Annotated in this window: 21 protein-coding genes; 15 read left to right on the forward strand and 6 right to left on the reverse strand. The window is 45.3% G+C overall.

Annotated elements, in window-relative coordinates:
• Positions 1-160: 160 nt before the first annotated feature.
• On the reverse strand, positions 161-1510 hold the full coding sequence (locus Q0198_RS03570; protein ID WP_297895075.1) for a sodium-dependent transporter: 1350 nt from the start codon (positions 1508-1510) through the stop codon (positions 161-163).
• 169 nt (positions 1511-1679) lie between these two features.
• Here Q0198_RS03570 and Q0198_RS03575 point away from each other — a divergent pair, with 169 nt between their 5' ends.
• The 10 genes from Q0198_RS03575 to Q0198_RS03620 all read left to right on the forward strand — a co-directional run bounded on the left by Q0198_RS03575 (position 1680) and on the right by Q0198_RS03620 (position 9324).
• Positions 1680-1925: an EexN family lipoprotein gene (locus Q0198_RS03575; protein WP_366111843.1), complete on the forward strand. Its 246-nt coding sequence runs from the start codon at positions 1680-1682 to the stop codon at positions 1923-1925.
• Positions 1926-2114: 189 nt separating this feature from the next.
• Positions 2115-2753 (forward strand): FAD-dependent thymidylate synthase, encoded by a 639-nt coding sequence (thyX, locus tag Q0198_RS03580; RefSeq protein WP_297879916.1) that lies wholly within the window; start codon positions 2115-2117, stop codon positions 2751-2753.
• 35 nt (positions 2754-2788) lie between these two features.
• A complete protein-coding gene (locus Q0198_RS03585) occupies positions 2789-3535 on the forward strand; it encodes a hypothetical protein (protein ID WP_297895077.1) in 747 nt (248 codons plus the stop codon).
• 219 nt (positions 3536-3754) lie between these two features.
• The gene (locus Q0198_RS03590) at positions 3755-4351 is read left to right on the forward strand and encodes a DJ-1/PfpI family protein (protein ID WP_297895080.1); all 597 of its coding nucleotides are present in this window, start codon (positions 3755-3757) and stop codon (positions 4349-4351) included.
• Between the two features lie 79 nt (positions 4352-4430).
• Positions 4431-5042, forward strand: a complete 612-nt coding sequence (locus Q0198_RS03595) for a hypothetical protein (protein WP_297895082.1) — start codon at positions 4431-4433, stop codon at positions 5040-5042.
• A gap of 150 nt (positions 5043-5192) precedes the next feature.
• Positions 5193-5441: a hypothetical protein gene (locus Q0198_RS03600; protein WP_297895085.1), complete on the forward strand. Its 249-nt coding sequence runs from the start codon at positions 5193-5195 to the stop codon at positions 5439-5441.
• Between the two features lie 138 nt (positions 5442-5579).
• The gene (ung, locus tag Q0198_RS03605) at positions 5580-6275 is read left to right on the forward strand and encodes a uracil-DNA glycosylase (RefSeq protein ID WP_297895086.1); all 696 of its coding nucleotides are present in this window, start codon (positions 5580-5582) and stop codon (positions 6273-6275) included.
• 173 nt (positions 6276-6448) lie between these two features.
• Positions 6449-7255 (forward strand): transporter substrate-binding domain-containing protein, encoded by an 807-nt coding sequence (locus Q0198_RS03610; protein ID WP_297895088.1) that lies wholly within the window; start codon positions 6449-6451, stop codon positions 7253-7255.
• A 438-nt stretch (positions 7256-7693) separates the two neighbouring features.
• Positions 7694-8500 (forward strand): transporter substrate-binding domain-containing protein, encoded by an 807-nt coding sequence (locus Q0198_RS03615; protein ID WP_297895091.1) that lies wholly within the window; start codon positions 7694-7696, stop codon positions 8498-8500.
• Between the two features lie 17 nt (positions 8501-8517).
• Positions 8518-9324 (forward strand): transporter substrate-binding domain-containing protein, encoded by an 807-nt coding sequence (locus Q0198_RS03620; RefSeq protein ID WP_005873330.1) that lies wholly within the window; start codon positions 8518-8520, stop codon positions 9322-9324.
• A 233-nt stretch (positions 9325-9557) separates the two neighbouring features.
• Here Q0198_RS03620 and Q0198_RS03625 read toward each other — a convergent pair whose 3' ends face one another.
• The 3 genes from Q0198_RS03625 to radA are packed head-to-tail and all read right to left on the reverse strand — an operon-like array spanning position 9558 to position 12661.
• Positions 9558-10301, reverse strand: coding sequence for a hypothetical protein (locus tag Q0198_RS03625; protein WP_297895093.1), 744 nt, complete (start codon positions 10299-10301; stop codon positions 9558-9560).
• A gap of 29 nt (positions 10302-10330) precedes the next feature.
• A complete protein-coding gene (locus Q0198_RS03630; protein ID WP_297895094.1) occupies positions 10331-11302 on the reverse strand; it encodes a hypothetical protein in 972 nt (323 codons plus the stop codon).
• A 9-nt stretch (positions 11303-11311) separates the two neighbouring features.
• A complete protein-coding gene (gene radA / locus Q0198_RS03635; RefSeq protein WP_297895096.1) occupies positions 11312-12661 on the reverse strand; it encodes a DNA repair protein RadA in 1350 nt (449 codons plus the stop codon).
• Positions 12662-12872: 211 nt separating this feature from the next.
• Between radA and brnQ the strand changes: the two genes are divergently transcribed.
• From brnQ to Q0198_RS03660, 5 genes are all read left to right on the forward strand, one after another.
• Positions 12873-14204: a branched-chain amino acid transport system II carrier protein gene (gene brnQ / locus Q0198_RS03640; protein WP_297895098.1), complete on the forward strand. Its 1332-nt coding sequence runs from the start codon at positions 12873-12875 to the stop codon at positions 14202-14204.
• A 187-nt stretch (positions 14205-14391) separates the two neighbouring features.
• A complete protein-coding gene (locus tag Q0198_RS03645) occupies positions 14392-16044 on the forward strand; it encodes a hypothetical protein (RefSeq protein WP_297895100.1) in 1653 nt (550 codons plus the stop codon).
• Complete coding sequence (locus Q0198_RS03650; protein WP_297895102.1) at positions 16032-16172, forward strand: hypothetical protein; 141 nt, start codon at positions 16032-16034, stop codon at positions 16170-16172. Before Q0198_RS03645 ends, Q0198_RS03650 begins: the two co-directional genes overlap by 13 nt.
• A gap of 24 nt (positions 16173-16196) precedes the next feature.
• Positions 16197-16415, forward strand: coding sequence for a hypothetical protein (locus Q0198_RS03655; RefSeq protein WP_297895104.1), 219 nt, complete (start codon positions 16197-16199; stop codon positions 16413-16415).
• A 7-nt stretch (positions 16416-16422) separates the two neighbouring features.
• Positions 16423-16650, forward strand: a complete 228-nt coding sequence (locus tag Q0198_RS03660; RefSeq protein ID WP_297895107.1) for a hypothetical protein — start codon at positions 16423-16425, stop codon at positions 16648-16650.
• Positions 16651-16893: 243 nt separating this feature from the next.
• Here the strand turns inward: Q0198_RS03660 and ftsY are convergent, their stop codons facing one another.
• Positions 16894-17757 (reverse strand): signal recognition particle-docking protein FtsY, encoded by an 864-nt coding sequence (gene ftsY / locus Q0198_RS03665; protein ID WP_297895157.1) that lies wholly within the window; start codon positions 17755-17757, stop codon positions 16894-16896.
• Entirely contained in the window at positions 17757-18338 is a 582-nt protein-coding gene (locus tag Q0198_RS03670) for a TlpA disulfide reductase family protein (protein WP_297895109.1), read from the reverse strand. The genes ftsY and Q0198_RS03670 overlap by 1 nt, the downstream gene beginning before the upstream one ends.
• Between the last annotated feature and the right edge of the window lie 66 nt (positions 18339-18404).

An 18404-nucleotide genomic window follows, 5' to 3' on the forward strand; every position in this document is an offset into this window, starting at 1 on the left:
CGCATGCTCCTATTCAGACGTAAAATTCCAAACGCGATTTTTGACAGCCGCCATGGCCGCTCACGGATCGCGGCAAGTTCGCTATGAAATTTGGAGCATTGCTTTTGAACTGCTTTAGCGCCAAATTTTAAATCCATGTTATCCACCTGCTTTACAAAATTTAAAAATTTAAAATTTTTAGCTGATTGAGTGCTATCACTACGATCGCGACTGGCGCCACGAAGCGCAGTAGCACGAAATACCACAGCTTAAAGCCCATTCGTCCCATATATGGGCGCAGTAGAATTTCGACGGCTCGTTTTTTGATCACGAACCCTACGAAAATCGCCACAATTATGCCGCTAAGAGGCATTAAGATATTCGAGGTTAGGTAATCAAGCATGTCAAAAAAGCTCTTGCCACCTAGGCTAAAATACTCGCTCGTGTCCCCGTAATAACCCAAAATGCAGCATATCCCTAAAACATACGTCACGGCAAAAACTAAAAGTGAAGCGCGCTTTCGGCTTAGCTTGCGGGAGTTTACGAGATAATAAATCGCAGGCTCCAGCATCGAAATTGCAGAAGTAATCGCCGCAAACAATAGCGAGGTGAAAAATAAAAAGGCTAGGATATTTCCGATCGCACCGAGCTTTGAAAAAAGCACCACCAGCGAGACAAACACTAGCCCAGGACCTTGCGCTTTGGGATCGCCGCCGAATTCAAAGATGAAAGTAAAGACGATAAGCCCCATCATCACGCCGATTAGGACATTAATGCAGACGATATTTATGCTTGAGGTTAGGATATTAGTGCGCGCAGGTAGGCTCGCGGCATAGGTCATAATCGTAGTAACGCCCAGCGAAAGCGTAAAAAACGCAAGTCCTAGCGCCGAAAGAATGCTATCTTTATTAAGCTTGGAAAAATCAGGCACTAGCAAGAATTTTGCGCTACGTCCGAATCCATCGAAACTCGCGGCGCAAATTAGCATCAAAACCAGCAAAATAAATAGCGCAGGCATCATCCAGACATTAAGCCGCTCGATGCCGCTTTTAACGCCCTTAGATACGATGAAAAAGCAAAACGCCGACGCTATAGTAAAGCACACCGCCACGCTTAAAAAATCGCTGCCTAAAAGTGCGTTAAACGCTGCGCCACTTTCATCTATACTTTTTGGCAGATAAAAAGCGCTTGAGACCACGTATTTTAGGATCCAGCCCATTACGACGCTGTAAAAAGCATAGATCAAAAGCGCACTAATCATAAAAAATCCCGCGTATTTCCATGCGCCTTTGTATGAGGGCGCGAGCTTTTCAAATGCGCGCACCGGATCACTTTCGCTTAGCCTGCCGATGACGATCTCGGCTAAAAAAATCACGAAGCTAACCAAAAGCGTCAGCAAAAGATATAGCAAGATAAAGGCGCTACCGCCGTTGGTGCCCACTAAAGTGGGGAATTTCCACGCATTACCGAGCCCTACGGCGCTGCCTGCGACGGCGAGGATGAAGCCGATTTTGCTAAATTTATCATTCATTTTGCACCTTTTTTAAAATTTAGCCGCAATCTTAGCGAAATGTAGCTTAAGGGCGGTATCAAAGCTTCGTTAAATTTGTTTACCGCGCAGGTAGAATGGCAGTAATTCAAAATTCTTAAAGTAAACAGATGGTAAAATACTAGGTAAAATTTCAAACAAGGAGAATGAAATGAAAAATCCTAAAATGTTCCTCTGGGGGGGGCTTGCGTTCGCTGCTTTTTTGGTGGGTTGCGATAATACGGAGGTTAAATCTTTAGAATACTATCAAAATCATCCCGATGAGGCAGAAAAAGTTTTCAAACAATGCGATTTTGATAAATTAAACGAAAATAGCAACGCCTATAAGAATTGTAAAAATGCTAAAGAAATTTATAAGTTTAATGAGGATAAAAAGTTTTTCTCGGGAACAAAATAGTATTTTAGTATTAATTCAATATTAAAATATCTCTTACGCCTTATACTTAAGTTCATTTTATTTACCTTGTATCTCGGTGCAAGGTAAATTTGATGAATGTAAATTTTAAAATACAAATGCCGAGCCCTGCTAAATTTTAAGTCCCGAAACGCTAAAATCATTCAAAAATTTCAAAACCAAAGGCAAAATATGCAAGTCAAACTTCTAAATTTCACTCCGCTTTGGGTCTGCTCAAACGCGATCCGCACCTGCTGGCAGAGCTTTGAGCGCGGCGATTGCGGCGGCGTCAAAGACCTAGCGCTAATAGATCGCGTCGGCAATCAGCTCAAGCACTCAAGTACGCTTGAACACCTCTACTACAACTTCTACATCAGCGGCATCTCTCGCGCGCTGCTTCAGGAGCTGGCACGCCACCGCCTAGCAAGCCTTAGCGTAAAATCCACTCGCTACACTCTCAAAGAATTGCGCGGCGAGGACAGCTTCGCGCAAGGCGATTTCGAAAACGCCGCGCGATACATCGTGCTTACGGGCAATGAAGCGGTCGATAACGCAAGTATCGCGGCTCTTGAAAACCTGCGCGTAATCTTACAAACCCCGATCAGCCTTGATATCGCAAAATACTGCCTGCCCGAGTGCTACAAGAGCGAGCTTAGCTGGAGCATAAACGCTCGTAGCTTGCAAAACTTCCTTGCTCTGCGCTCTAGCAAGGCGGCACTTTGGGAGATCCGCGAGCTTGCCGGTAAAATTTACGATGCGCTGCCGCAGGAGCATAAATTTATATTCCAAAGCTGCATGGCGAGCGGAGAGAAGACGCAAAGCGAAGAGTAGCGCGCGGGATAAAATTTTGATATAAGAGGGCTGCGATGATAAAACTTACGCAGATGAGAGCGGCTTTTGAAAAAGAGGAGCCGAATGCGCTTTATCTTAGCTACTTAGGATGGGTAAAAACCCTGATTCCGTTTTGGAGGCAGGCCGCTGCGAGGATCGCGGAGCTAAGCGGCATGGCGGATGAAAAAAGAGATAAGCATCTGCGAGCTATCGACAATTCTTTGCAGCTTTTGCAGGCCTGGCGATTTAAAAAGATAAAATACGTGCAAGCAAGAAGAAGAGAGATCGATAGCGCCATAAGTTTTATTCGAAACGGCGCCTTAACGCAGCAGGTATGCAGATACGCCTTTGCGCCGGTCTGTAGAAATTTAGCGAGCATCTTGCGCAGCTTTTTATACGTTTCAACTTTCGGCTATTCGGACGAGCAGCTTCCGACCGTATTTGCCCAAGATATTTACGGCATTGCGCTGTGTCATACCCTCTTCCCCTTTGATACGGGCGATTTTGTGTATTATCTTCCGCGCGAAAAATCCATCCACACCGACGACCCCGCCGATTTGGACAACTGGCATTTGATGATGGAGATAGCGGGCGGCGATTTGGGGATTTCTGCGTTGATTGAGCGGCTAAACGAACGCGCGTATGAAATTTGGACGAATTACAAAACGCCGTTTGAATGGAAATACGACGAGGGGATTTGGAATTTAGAATTTGAGAATGTTTCAAAAAGGCTGCACTATGCGGGCGTGCGAGCTTTTTCTAATTTGAATAAAGCGGAATAAAAGGCGCGCAAAATTTAAACCGTTTCTGAAATTTTATTCGCGGGCGGTCAAATTCTGCAAGTTTTTAATGCGGGTAAAATTTAAAATTCGCTTGAACGGGTTTTTGGCAGCCTGCGGTATCAAAATTTAGCCGCCGCGCATTTTACGACTTGCGGCGGCGAGAATTGCAGCGGCGGCAAAACGAAAGCTTGGGCGAACGATAAATTTAAAGGACGGATCATGAAAAATCTAGCGCTTGTGATGTTTGGCGGACAGACACACCTCGATTTTGTGGGATTTTACGATTGTATGCTAAGGCTCAAAGCCGTCCGCCCACAGCTTGAGATGAGGTTTTGCTCGCGCGAGCGACAGGTTTCGGACAGCGGCGGCCTTACGATCGATGCGGGCGAGATCACGACGGATCTAGGCGGCTTTGATGCGGTTTTTGTGCCCGGCGGTATGGAGACGCGCCGCCTTAAAGACGATGCGGGCTTCATCTCGTGGCTCGCGACCGCGCGCGATGCGAAGTATAAGTTTAGCGTTTGCACCGGTTCGCTGCTTCTGGGCGCGGCGGGGTTTTTACGAGGTAGACGCGCGACCACACATCCGTTTTGCTACGATCTGCTGGCGCCTTACTGCGCGGATGTGGTGCATGAGCGGCTCGTTCGCGAGAGCCTGCCCGCAGGAGGCAAGATCATCACCGCTGGCGGCGTGAGTAGCTCCATAGAGCTTGGTCTTTGCGTAATCGAAAAATTTGCAGGCGTCCAGGCGCGAGAGGCTGCCGCTGCGGCGATGGATTATCCGTATTACGGCCTTAGAAGTAAGCTTGCGCGATGAAATTTTAAAGCCGCTAAGATCGGCGGCGCGGTTTATAAATACCTCAGTAAATTTTAAAATAGAGAGGAGGTAAATCTTAATGCAAGCAGTAAAGATATTAAAAACATTGTGGAAAGTCATCAAGATCGTCATACTCGCAGCATTGATATTACCGTTTGCGGCATTGATATTGTTTGTTTTATTTATAGCCTTTCTATTTTCACCCCTTAATACGGATTTTTCATATATAGAAAATAAAAATTTGGCTAAATTTGAAGCCTTAACAAATACGAAGGGAGAAACTTTGCTTATCTATCGCAAAAAAAGTCCTCCTTTATCGTGTAGTGAAAAAATACAGACTTGTATCTGTTACGCGCATTTTATAAAGGCGGATAAGCCTTTTATTTTGACGCAACAAAAAATGCTGCAAGAGGGCTATGAGCTTGTTTCCAAGTCCGATTGCATAGCTGAAACTACAAATTTGCACGAATTTAAACTATCGTGGGCGATGCCGTCTTATCATTATGCCGGCAGTCGGGAGTATTTGATATATGGTTCGATCAAAAATTTAAATATAACGGCAATAGTGAATGATAAAAGGCGAATATGGCACAAAAAAGAGCACGAATGGGGACAGCCGGACGATTATGATCACGAGGTTATTTTTTATCCAAAACTTAATATAGTTCAAATAAATAAAATGGGGTATTAATAGCGTGCGTTAAATTTACTTACGGCCGATTGATATCGTCGTTGAAAAATAAATTTAAAAGCTTTGGGATAAAATTTAAAAATTTGAAAAATTGGACTTTAGTCTTACGGACGTTTATCAAAGTAGATAAAATAACGATATAGTGGGTTTTTGATAAAATTAGGAGATCACAAAGATAGTATGAAACCGGCTCAAATTTTATCGCTGCTTTCGCATATATCTTTCGTAGCGGCGATCATTTATAGGTTAAAATTCAGAGATAATAACCCGTGGGAGTTCGCAATCGCGCTTTTTGCCTACGCGGTTTTGTTTGCTTTTTATCCGCAAACCCTGCTTAACGATAATAAAAAGACGATCGCCCTGCTGCTATTTATGGCGCTTTTGATCGTGATCGTATAGCGGCGCCTATAAGTCGGTGGGATCGGTTGCGGCGGCGGTGCGATCCGCCTTTGATTGCAGCGGCGCGTGCGAGCGGTACTATTTTTAAAATTTATTGTAAAATTAGAGCGTTAATTTATTAAAATTTAAAGGGCTAGCATGCAGATAAACTTAGACGACGTGAGGATCGAGAGCGGCTGGAAAGAGGCGCTTAGAGAGGAATTTTTAAGCGAGTATTTTGCGAAGATCAAGGAAAACCTTCTCGCCGCAAAGGCGCGCGAGATCGTCTATCCGCCGGGAAATTTGATCTTTAATGCCTTTAATCTCACCCCGTTTGAGCGGGTGCGCGCGGTGATTTTGGGGCAGGATCCCTACCACGGCGCGCATCAGGCGATGGGGCTTAGCTTTTCGGTGCCGCGCGGCGTGCGAATTCCGCCCAGCCTCGTAAATATCTACAAAGAGATTAAAAGCGATCTGGGTATCAGCGAGCCTGAAAGCGGCGATCTGAGCTACTGGGCGAAGCAGGGCGTGCTGCTTCTTAATGCGAGCCTTAGCGTGGGCGCGAACCGCGCGAATTCGCACAGCGGCTTCGGCTGGCAAATTTTCACCGACGCCGTGATTAAAATTTTAAGCGCGAGGCGGCAAAATTTGGTCTTTATGCTGTGGGGAAATTTTGCCAAAGCAAAATCTGCGCTGATTGATGCGCAGAGGCATCTCATTTTAACCGCCGCGCATCCCAGTCCGCTTGCGGGAGGAGCGTTTTTTGGCTGCAAGCATTTTAGCAGATGCAACGAATATCTACGCGCGCACGGTCTGGGAGAGATTGATTGGGATCTAAATCACGGCGCAGATTAAATGTATTTTAAATGAAATTTGCGTAAAATGCGCTGCAAAATTTCAAAGTAAAGAAATTTTAAAAAATCTCGAAAGGAGAAGTGAGCGAATAATATACGACCGGTTTAAGAGGGCTTGCCGAAGCGACGCGAATGTGCGACTAGGCTATAATTATTGCAAATTAGAGGAACCATATGAAAAAGATAATTTTGGGAATTTTATTGCTATTTACAAGTAGTGTAGTGGCAAATACCCTATCTGAGATTAGGCAATCGGGCAGTGTGCGCGTAGGTGTATTTGAGGCGCAACCGCCTTTTAGTAAATTTGAAGACGGCAAATTTCAAGGATTTGAGGTGACCCTAGCCGAGGCGCTATCAAAAGATATATTCGGCGGCAAGGCGGGCAAGGTGGAATTCGTGCCCGTAAAGGCTAGTGAGCGTTTAAAAGTGTTGGAAGAGAATAAAGTAGATATGGTGCTTGCGACCTTTACGATCACAAATGAGCGTAAGCAGGTGGTCGATTTTACGACGCCGTATTTCGCAGTAAATATCGGCGTGCTAACCCGCAAGGGCGATAAGATCAAAACTATGTCTGATTTACACGGTAAGCCGATCATTGCAGAAAGCGGTACGACTAGCGAGGCATATTTTAAAAAAGAAGGTTTTGAAATCATAAATTGCGCTACCGCACATGAATGCTATAAAATTCTAAAAGAGGGTAAGGGTGCTGGCTTTGCACACGATAATTTATTAGTTCTTGCCTACGCGGTCGTAGATAGCGACACTGAAGTAAATATTAAGAATTTGGGCGTTTCGGACTTCTTGGGTATTGCGGTTTCTAAGGGCAATAAGGATCTGCTCGAGTTCTTAAACGGCGAGTTAATTAAGCTTAGTAAAGACGGCTTTATGAAAAAGACCTATGATGAGGCGATCGAGCCGTATTACAAGGGCACTGCGGAGAAAAAATATTTCTTGCTGGATGACCTTTATAGCCTATTTTAGGCGGTCGTAGCGGTACAGCTCGCCTGCATTTGCTTGCAGTAAGCATAGCTGTGTGCTCTCGCTAGGTAAAATTAAAAGGCTCGCATAGTCTTGCTATTTTGCCCGACTTTGCGAGCTTGGTTTAGATTGTAAGATTTTACTAACGCGTCGTTGCAGAATTTATAAAATTCCATAGAATTTCGCAGCGGCGTGCTATTTTTGCAGCACTAATAGACGCACGAAATTTTATAGCGAAGCGCTAAAATTTAATGAGAGCAGGCAGGGTTTGGCGCAAGGTAGCAAAATTTAAAAAGCCTCTATCATTATGTTTAGAAATTTTAGTTGCGAAATTTTATTGCTAAACTCGCAATTTAGGGAATAGTTTCGGTTCTAGTAAAATGAAATTTTAAGAAAATTTACATTACAATTACGAAAAATTTAAAATTCAAGGAGGAAATTATGAAAAAGTCATTTTTTCTTATTCTATTGTCGGCGATCTTTGTTTTTGCGAATTCCTTAAGCGAAATAAAGCAAAGCAAGGTTATCAGAGTGGGCGTTTATGAAAATGAGCCGCCTTTTAGCAAGTCGAGCGAGAAAGGCTTTGAAGGCTTCGAAGTCGAGCTTGCCAACGCGCTAGCCGGTAAAATTTTCGGCAATAGCGGCGGTCGTATCGAGCTCATACCGGTAACGAACGAAGTGCGTTTTCCGATGCTGCAAAACAATCAGGCAGATATGATAATTGCGGCTGCAAGTATCACCGAAGAGCGTAAAGGTAGCGTTGATTTCTCGATGCCGTATTTTACGGTGAATTTGGGAATTTTAACGAAAAAAGACTCAAATATTCACAAAATAGGCGATCTGATGGGCAAAAAGATCGGTATCATCCGCAAGACCACCGGCGAGGCGTATATCAAAAAGGACGGCGGTTATAATGTTTCTTATTGCAACGATTCGGTCGATTGCTACAGGAGATTAAAAAGTGGCGAGATCGACGGGTATTGCAACAACAACCTTTTTGTAATGGTCTATCCGGTCGTAGATCCTGCAGTCGAGGTCAATATAAAAAATTTAGGCGATAATGTATTCTTGGGCGTCGCGGTGCAAAAGGGTAACGCGGAGCTGCTAGAAGCGATCAATAAAGGCTTGATTGCGCTCAGCAAAGAGGGCTTTTTCAAAAAGGCTTACGAGGATACTTTCGAATCCTTCTATAAAGGCACCGTCGATAAAAAATATTTCTTACTCGACGATCTTTACAGCTTTTTTTAATAAAAAAGGAGTTTAAAATGAAAAAATCGCTGTTTTTAATTCTTTTATCTTGCATCTTTGCGCTTGCGAATTCTTTAAGCCAAATAAAGCAGAGTAAAGTCATTCGTATCGCTGTTTATGAAAATGAGCCTCCATTTAGTAGAGTTACGGATAACGGCTTTGAGGGCTTTGACGTAGAGCTTGCTAATGCAATCGGAGGTAAAATTTTAGGCGATACCGGCGGCAGGATCGAGCTCATACCGGTATCGGCGCAAGCGCGCTTTCCGTCCATTCAAAATAATCAGGCAGATATGCTTATCGCGGCTGCAAGCGTTACTGAGGAGAGAAAGAAAAATTATGAGTTTTCGATGCCCTATCTTTCGGTAAATTCCGGAGTTTTAACCAGAAAAAGCGACAATATCCAAAAAATGAGCGATCTGCGAGGTAAGAAAGTAGGCGTCATCCGCGGCTCGACGGGCGAAGCGTTTATGCAAAAGGACGGCGGCTACAATCTAGTGTATTGCAAAAATTCCTCCGATTGCTACAAACGGTTAAAGAGCGGCGAAATCGATGGCGCGTGCGACGATAATCTATTTGTGATGGTCTATCCGGTCGCAGATCCTAGCGTCGAGGTTAATATCAAAAGTCTTGGCGAGAACGTATTTTTAGGCATCGCGATGCAAAAAGGCAACGCAGATCTCGCAGAAGCCGTTAATCAAGCGCTCATTTCTCTTAGCAAAGAGGGCTTTTTCAAAAAAGCGTATAACGATACTTTCGAGCCTTTCTACAAAGGCACCGTCGATAAAAAATACTTCCTTTTAGACGACATATACAGCTTCTTTTAGAATTTTAAATTTTGATTGTGGGTCGGGATTTGAAGCTTCGCGGCTTTAAATTCTAACCCGCGCATAACCGGCGTGTCATTAAAATTCCATATCAAATTTTGTCCTAAAACCTCATTTCAAATTTTATTAGTCCCACCGCCGCGCCTAAGCCAGCGTGCACACGGCGGTCGCAATCTTTAGTATTTGCGAGCATTTACGGCGCGCAAAATTAGATTGAATTAAACTTTAAAATTTTACTTCGAGCCCTTGGAATTTTTTAAATCCTGCATGCGCTCCTGCTGAGCCTGCACGAACGCGTCGTATCTCGTAAAAAGATAATCCTTAATCTCAAAAATCATCAATGTAAAAATCGAAGGCAGCGTGAAAAATCTAATCGTCATAAATACCAGGTCAAGCGCGTTTAGCTCGTCGCTGCCCGCACGATACCCTCCCGCGCCCGCGGTTAAAATTCCGTGAAGCGTCTCGTAGTTGTAAAGGATGAAAATCGTCACGAAAAGCGTGGAGAGCTTCGATACGATCTTATTCATAATCTGCGCCACGTCCTCGTCGGCGATCACCGACATCGCAAACCACACGATGGTGAAAAACAGCGGAAAGACGATGTTGAAATTTAGCGAGTTATCAAGCTTCTGCGCACCCGTAACCGCGATGATCGCAAACACCGCCGCAAAGGGGATCACAAATAGCGCGAAGGTCATCGCCGATTTTATCGCCTTAAAAAAGCCATACGCAAGCAGAGGCGAGCCCAAAGCGAGCAAAAAGATCGTCAGCGCGTAGTTTGCTTTGGCAAAATCGTATAGGTTAAACAGCGCAAATACCGATGCTGCGGTAAGTAGCGGCACGCTGAGCTTAAACACCGCCCCATATTTGGCGTAAGCGCGCGACACGACGGCGTCGAGCCTACTAAATTTAACGTTTAAGCTTTGCGCTCTGATGAAAAACAAAATGACGAATTTGACGATGCAATTCGGTTTCACTGATATTCCTTAAAACTTAATAAATCTATCTATTTATTGTCATATGAATTTCCTTGCAAAGCTTCTTTCCAGTAATCTCTAATTTTAAAAAATATCAGTGTAAGTAATGAAGGTATTGTAAAATATTGTATAGCCATAGATATAATTTTAATTACTTGCTTATCTGGAAGCTGTGTCTTTTTGGTAAAAATTTCTATTAACATATCATTACTGAGAAATGCAATAAACAATAATACTATAGCAGAAAACCTAGATATTATTTCATTCACAAATATTGATAATTTTTCATCGGCCAAAATAAAACTTATAAGCCAAATATATGTACCATAAAGCATTGGAACTAATAATTTTAAAAGCGATGAATTATTAATAGTATCATAATTATTAGATGATGGTAATATTGGTAATATAATAAATTGGGGAAATTTAAAAATAAGTTGTGCGATCATGATTAAATATGTCAAAAGAGAAAGTACATATATGATTATTTTTATTGGTAGATTAAATCTAGAAATAAGCAGTAGCAAATAAATAAGCAGTAGCAAATAAATCAATGGCATTATTAAAGTAGGTACATTCACTAAAAAAATAACTATTACAATAAAAACATATAACATTGATACAAATGTATATGATATGCAAAAACAATAAATAATCATGCAAATAATCAATATAAGTAATGCTAAAGAATTATTTGCTATTGCAGAACTCAAAATTTCAAAAGAGATAGCAAATGGAATAATAAAAATTATAGATGACTTTTTGAATGATAAAAAACCCCACTTTTTAAATATTTTATCTAATCTATCAAATAGTTGAGGTTTCTTATTTACTAAAATAAGTATAATAAATCCTAATGTAAATATTATAACCGCTGGGATAAAATTTTGCTTATCTAACCACAAAAGTACCACTAGCATTAGTATTTCAATTGCTATAATAAATAATAGACAGAACGTACCAACAACATTAATTGATTCTGAGAGTTGATTATTTTTCATAGTTATATTTCACATCCAATCTAAAATTTGCGTAATTTCCGTAGCGTGAAAAATTTTAAGTCCCTGCGCGTTTTGCGGCTTCATCGGGACGATCGCGTTTTTAAATTTCTGCATCGCGGCTTCTTTCAGGCGCGCATCGAGGTTGAATATCTCTCTGATCTCGCCGTTTAGGCTCACCTCGCCGATGAAGACGCTTTCTTTGCTGATCGGGCGGTTTTTGAAGCTGCTTACGATCGCCGCGACGACGGCGAGATCGCACGCCGTTTCGGTGATTTTGACGCCGCCGCTTACGTTTACGAAGACGTCGTATCCGCCAAGCCCGATCTCAAGCTTGCGATCAAGTAGCGCTAGAAGCATATCGAGGCGGTTTTTATCAAAGCCCGTAGCGCTGCGCTTCGGATAGCCGCTCTCGCACACGAGCGCTTGGATCTCCACGACGAGCGCGCGCGTACCCTCCATCGTGATCGTGATCGCCGAGCCGCTTACCGCCTTGCCGCGCGTGAAAAATTTACTCGCGACATCCTTGGCGCTGACGAGTCCGTGCGGCCCCATCTCGAAAATCCCCACCTCGCTCGTAGCTCCAAAGCGGTTTTTAAAACCGCGTAAAATTCTAAGCTGCTTGCTCGCATCGCCCTCGAAATACAGCACCACGTCCACCATATGCTCTAGTATGCGCGGGCCTGCGATCGAGCCCTCTTTGGTGATATGGCCGATGATGAAGATCGAAATCCCGCGCGCTTTGGCAAGTCGCATCAGCTCGAACGTGATCTCGCGCACTTGCGTGATCGAGCCGGGCGCAGAGGGGGCTTTGTCGCTAAAAAGCGTCTGGATGCTGTCGATGACGATAAACTTATAATCCCTGCGCTCCACCTCTTCAAGCACGGCGCCCAGATTTATCTCGGTGAGCAAAAACAGCTGCTCGCTTATCGCGCCAAGCCTCTGCGCGCGCATTTTAATCTGGCTGGCGCTCTCCTCACCGCTTACGTAAAGCACGGCGCGACCGCCGCTTGCTAAATTTGCCGCGATCTTAAGCAGCAGCGTGGATTTTCCGATGCCCGGACTGCCGCCGATTAGCACGAGCGAACCCTCTACGACGCCGCCTCCGAGGACTAAATTTAGCTCGCTATCCTTGGTGTCGATCCGCGAAATTTGCTCGATTTCTATCTCGCTGATCGCTTTGGCGCTTGCGGACGAGGTGCGGGCAAGCTCGCCTTCGATCTCTTTTAGCGCTTTGATCTGAGCGGGCTTGAGCTCGACGAAGCTATCGAATGCGCCGCAGTCGGGGCATCTGCCGAGCCATCTGCTTTGCTGATTGCCGCAGTGTTGGCACTCAAAAATCGTAGTTTTAATCTTCGCCATCTTTATCCCTCGTTCATTTTTGCTTAAATTTAGCCTTGAATTTCGTGAAATTATACTTAAAATTTTTAAAATTTTAGCCGCCCCGCGCGCCGCTTGCGAGATCAAAAATCACGGAACAAAGGATTTGCGGCTAAATTTAGGCTAAATTTAAATATGTTTTAAACATTTATAACTATAATACAAACTTCACTTTATTTAAAGAAGGTTTAAGATGAAGGGCAAGCTTAGTAGAAGCCAGTTTTTGACGATATCGCTTACGCTATTTGCGATGTTTTTCGGTGCGGGAAATTTTATTTTTCCGCCGGGCTTAGGCAAGGATTCCGGACAGAATTTTTATATCGCGATAATGTTTTTTTGCGCTACGGCGGTGCTTCTGCCGGTGCTCGGCGTCGCAGGCATTGCGCGCGCTAAGGGGCTTCAGAGCCTGGTGCGCCGCATAGATCCCGTGTTTGCGATCGTTTTTACCGCGCTTTTGTATCTTACTATCGGGCCGCTTTTTGCGATACCGCGCGCGGCGAATATGCCTTTTGACATCGCGATTAAGCCTTTTATTGCGGAAGATCGTCTTCAAATTTGGCTATTTATTTATTCTGCCGCATATTTTGCGCTGAACTATTACATCTGTATGAACCCTTCAAAGCTCGTCGATCTGCTCGGAAAATATCTCACGCCGATACTTTTGGCGCTTATTTTGTTACTTTTCGGCGCGGGATTTTTGTTTCCTATCGGAAGCTTCGTAGCTCCTAGCGGAGAGTATGTCGATCATGCCGCAGCAAAGGGCTTCGTAGAGGGCTATCAGACGATGGATGCGCTTGCGTCGCTGGCATTTGGAATCATCGTAATTAACGCCATCAAAGCAACCGGCGTGAGCGACGAGAAGCACCTTGTAACCTCCACGATAAAAGCAGGAATGATGTCGGGCGTCATACTGATGACGATATATTTTATGCTGGGCTATCTGGGCGCGACCTCCGCGGAGCTTTTCAAAGATATGCCGAATATCAACGGAGCGGAGCTTCTGTCGCGAGTAAGCGATTATTACTTCGGAAGAATTGGCGTCGTGATCCTAGGCAGCGCATTTTTCTTAGCCTGCATCACCACGACGCTGGGTCTTATAAGCTCGGCTAGCGAATACTTCGAGGAGCTTACGAAAGGCAAGATCAAATACAAAACATGGGCGATCGCTTGGTGCGTGATCGGCTTTGGAGTTGCAAATTTCGGCCTTACGACCATCATCAAAGGCTCCATCCCCGTGCTCGTCGCCATCTATCCGATCTCGATCATGCTGATAATCCTCTCGCTGATTAATCCGTGGATCGATTCGAGCAAGCTGATTTACCGCGCCTGCGTCTATGTTTGCGTCGTCGAGGGCGTCATAAACGGACTTGATATTTTGGGGATTTCGGTGCCGCTTGTTACGTTTATCGTGAAGAAAATGCCATTTTACGACTCGATGCTCGGCTGGATCGTGCCTAGCACCTTGACCTTCGCCGTGACATATGTGCTGCATCTGATCTTTGAAAAAAGAGACGATAGCTTTTAAATTTAAGAGCTATTTTAAAATTTAGCCGGGCTCTACGGGGCTCGGCATACTTCTAAATTTTAATTCGTCGCCGAATTTAATCTCTCATATTTTTCCATAGAATTTTGACATATAAAATAAGCCGCCTTCAAAATTTAACTTAAATTTACGATAAAATTATCAAAATAAAATCGCAAAAGGAAATAAGATGGATAAACGGGATGAGGCGCTAAGCTTGGCGCGAGATTTTGAGCGCGACGGCTTTAGAGTGCCCGGTTTATATGAGCGGTTTTGGCGGCTGCAAGGTGATGCGGCGGCGTATTTTACACTAGCGGACAGTCTGCTGCGCGGGCGGAGGGACGGCGGCACGCTGCTAAAGGACGCTCTGGGCTATGTGGGCGAGGAGGATTTTAAAGCTCTGATCGCCACGGCGGTTGAAATGTTGCGCGAAGAAGCAGCAGGGCGGCGCGAAACGAAGCAGGACGAAAGCGCGGCACAGATGGGAGAGAATGCGCGCTCGGCGCAGGCGGACGAAAGCGCGGGCGAAAACGCATGGCAACGCGGCAGAGATGAAAAAAGCGCACGCTGGAAAAACGCCGAAGAGGTCATCGCAGCGGCGAGTCTCGAGTTTGCGCCGCTTTTGCACCCGTATCTTGGCGAGCTTTTTAAATTGCAGCCGAACGAGAGCGCGTATTACGCGGAGTATCCGTGGCGCGGGCTTAGTTACGAGAGCTCAAAGTTCTGGCGCGAGAGGCTTGCAGGTCCGCAGACGAGCAGAGACGATAAGCAAAAAATTTTTAGCTGCCTGCTTCAGACCCGCGATCCGCGAAACGTAAAATTTGCCTGCGAGTTCGCGCTTGCGGAGGATTTTTTCGATCGCCCGTGCGATTTGCTCGAATATATAGGCTACTGGCTGGAGGTCGTGGGATTTACTTTTGAGCGGGTTAAATTTGACGTAGACGGCGCGGCTCAAGCGGCAGGGGATGAAATTTTAAAAATGGATGCGGGCAAATGCGGCGGCGCCAAGCAAACCCAACCTAGCGAGCGCGACGTATCGCGGATGTCAAACGAGCCGGACGGCGCTACTTCAGCGTCGCTGCAAGCGGATGAGTGCGATCTATCGCGCAAAAATTTAGATGAAGCGTGCGATGCGGCAAGCGCCGTTAAATTTAACGCTGGCGATTTAAAATCGGCAGCGAGCCAAAATTTTAAAGCGTGCGCAGCTGAACACGACTCTAAATTTAACTCAAACGAGCTAGCTGCCGATAAATCACAAAAAGCGCCGAACGATGAAATTTGCTTTGGCGGCGAGAAATTCAGGCTCAAAAGATACTGCAGCCAGCGCGCGTATCACATAATCTTTCCGCGCGGCTACTTCGGCGCGCCCTATGCGCCGCATCTGGCGAAGCATCATCCGACCTGGTGGTTTGAGGGCAGCGAGGCGAGATATAGGCTAGGCGGGGTTTTGGACGAGGCGGACGGCGATGCGCAAAATCCGCTATTTCATCTCATTACGCTTGATCCGCTACCCCATGACTTGCCCGTGCGCTCGCTACCGCGCCTAATCCTCGCCGCGCACGTCAGAGAGATAAACGAGGGCGAGGTAGTATTTTACGAGCACGACGCGCAGGGTATGCCGCGACGTATCGGAAATAGGACGCAGGTAGAATACGTGCAGGACGAGCCGATCACATGGAGTGCGAGGTTGCGCTTGCGCCTACGCCGTCGCGCTGGGCGGCTCAGGACTGGGGGATGTCAAACAGCAGGCAAAACCTCGCGCGCATCGACGGCGAGCCTTCGTGGATACAGGGCGCGCAGGTGTCGCGCTGTCCGATATGCGGCGAAAAGATGGAGTTTTTGATGCAGCTTGACAGCGAGCTTCCAAGCTGCGAGCAAGACGGCGAGGTATATTTCGGCAGCGGCGGGATTTTATATGTGTTTTGGTGCGAGCGGACGCGGGTGAGCGCGTTTTTTATGCAGTGTACGTGAGTAAAATTTAAGAAAAACGCGCAAATGGACGGACGGATGATCACGGCGAAAATAAAAAGAAAGGGCGGTATTTGGTATTTTGACGATTATTTTAAGTCGCTTCGCAAGAATGAAAACGAAATAGCAAAGCCTATCAGGCAGTTTGTCTTGGATCCGAAAAGGTATCTGTTTAATACGAAAGAGACCCTTCACGACGCCGTTTTGACTGAATTTAAATTTGGCATTTTAAAAAAACGAAGATAAATTAACGATGAAATTTTTATCGCCATATGGGGATAGAAATTTTAAATTTATTTTCAAAAACGTCCTAGCCGTCCGCTTCAAAACGGACGACAAGAGCTTTAAAAATAACGATCTGATAGTTCATCAATTTTCGCTAAAGCCGGAAGGCGTTTGCGAGTATGATTTTATCTTTGCGAGCGGACAGAGGATAGCCGTGAAATTTAAGCGGCTTGAGATCATTGAAGAATTCTTATAGGTGCGCTGCTTTGCTGATGGCGGAGGGATTTTACGTATTTTGGTGCGAGCGGACGTGGACGAGCGCGTTTTTTATGCAGTGCGTGAGCTAAAATTTTGTAAAATTCTAAAACGAAAATCGTAAAATTCTAAGTAAAATTTGTTCTAAGATAATCGAGCGGCAAAATTTGACGAGCATTTCGGCACGTAAATTTAAACTTCTTTAGCGAGAATATGAATATAAATTTACGCAGACATGCAGAGTTTAAGCGTAAATCCCATCCACCAGCGTCTCTACAAACTCATCCGAGTTAAATTCCGCCAAATCCTCCATCCGCTCGCCCACGCCGACGAAAAGTATCGGCAGCTGCAGCTCGCGCGCTATGGCGAAAAGTGCGCCGCCTTTGGGCGTGCCGTCGAGCTTCGTGATGATGATGCCGTCGAGCCTTACGATCTCGTTGAACGCTCTGGCTTGCGCGACGCTGTGATTGCCCTGAGTGGCGTCGAGCACGATGATCTTGCGGTGCGGTGCGCCGCTTTTTGCGCGGTCGCAGATGCACACGATCTTCTCTAACTCCGCGGCTAAATTTTTCTGATTTTGCAGGCGTCCGGCGGTGTCGATCAGGACGCGATCGATGTTTTTGGCACTAGCTGAGCTAACGGTGTCAAACGCCACAGCAGCGGGATCGTGCCCCTGCGCGGTCGCTACGATCGGTAGATTTAGAATTTGCGCCCATTTGCGCAGCTGCTCGACTGCGCCCGCGCGAAAGGTGTCGCATGCGCCTAAAATCACGCTCTGACCGCTATTTTTATATAAATTTGCAAGCTTTGCGGTCGTCGTGGTCTTGCCCGCGCCGTTTACGCCGATGATGAGCTCTACGAACGGCTTCTCATCTGCGGCTTTAGCGATCTCGTAATCGAAATAGTTCTTCAAAACGCCCTTGAGATCATCTTTTGCGACTAGCTTTTTTGTGGGCAGTTTTTCTAAAATTTCCTCCACGAGCTCGTAGCCTACGTCGGCTTCAAGCAGCATCTCTTCTAGGATTTCTTTTGAAATTCTATCTTCGCTTTTCGCGCCTCGCATCGCGTCTATGGTCTTGCTAAGCCCTTTTTTAAAAAATTCGAACATCAAAAAATTTTCTCCAATTCGGTCATTAAAATTTCTTCCGGCATCAGCCCGAAATATTGCGCGCTAAACTCGCCCTTTTCGTCGTATATCGCCATATACGGCACTTCGTTTATGCCACCTAACGCCTTTGTAAAAAAATCCGTTCCTTCGCCGTAAGCGATCGCGTAATTTACTTCGTGTGCGCTTGCATAATTTTTTGCATCGTCTAAATTTGCATCACCGATCATCACGCCGATTATGTCAAGCTTACCCGAGTAAGCTTGTTTGGCGGCATTTAGCGCGCTTACCTGCACGGCGCAGGCGTCGCACCACGGCGTAAAAAATGCAAATAGCGTCACGGTGGAGTTGTTATCGATATGAAAGCCCTGTTTTGTCTTTTGCATATTTAAAATTTTTCCGTTACTTAGCTGAAGTGTAAAAGGAGCGGTATAATCGACCTGGATTACGGCTTCGGTTTCGGACTGCGGCTGCGTGGCGTTGGCCTCGGTCGGGGTATCGCTTGATTTTTTATCCTCATCATCGCTGCAACCTGCAAGAAAGAAAAAAGCCGTAAAAAGCGCTAGAAAAAAACGAAATTTCATAATAAACCTTAAAATTTAATCGCAAGATTATACAAAAACTAGCTAAAATAAGCGTTAAAATTTTAT

The organism is uncultured Campylobacter sp. (assembly GCF_938045205.1).
In the GTDB taxonomy this organism is placed as follows: domain Bacteria; phylum Campylobacterota; class Campylobacteria; order Campylobacterales; family Campylobacteraceae; genus Campylobacter_B.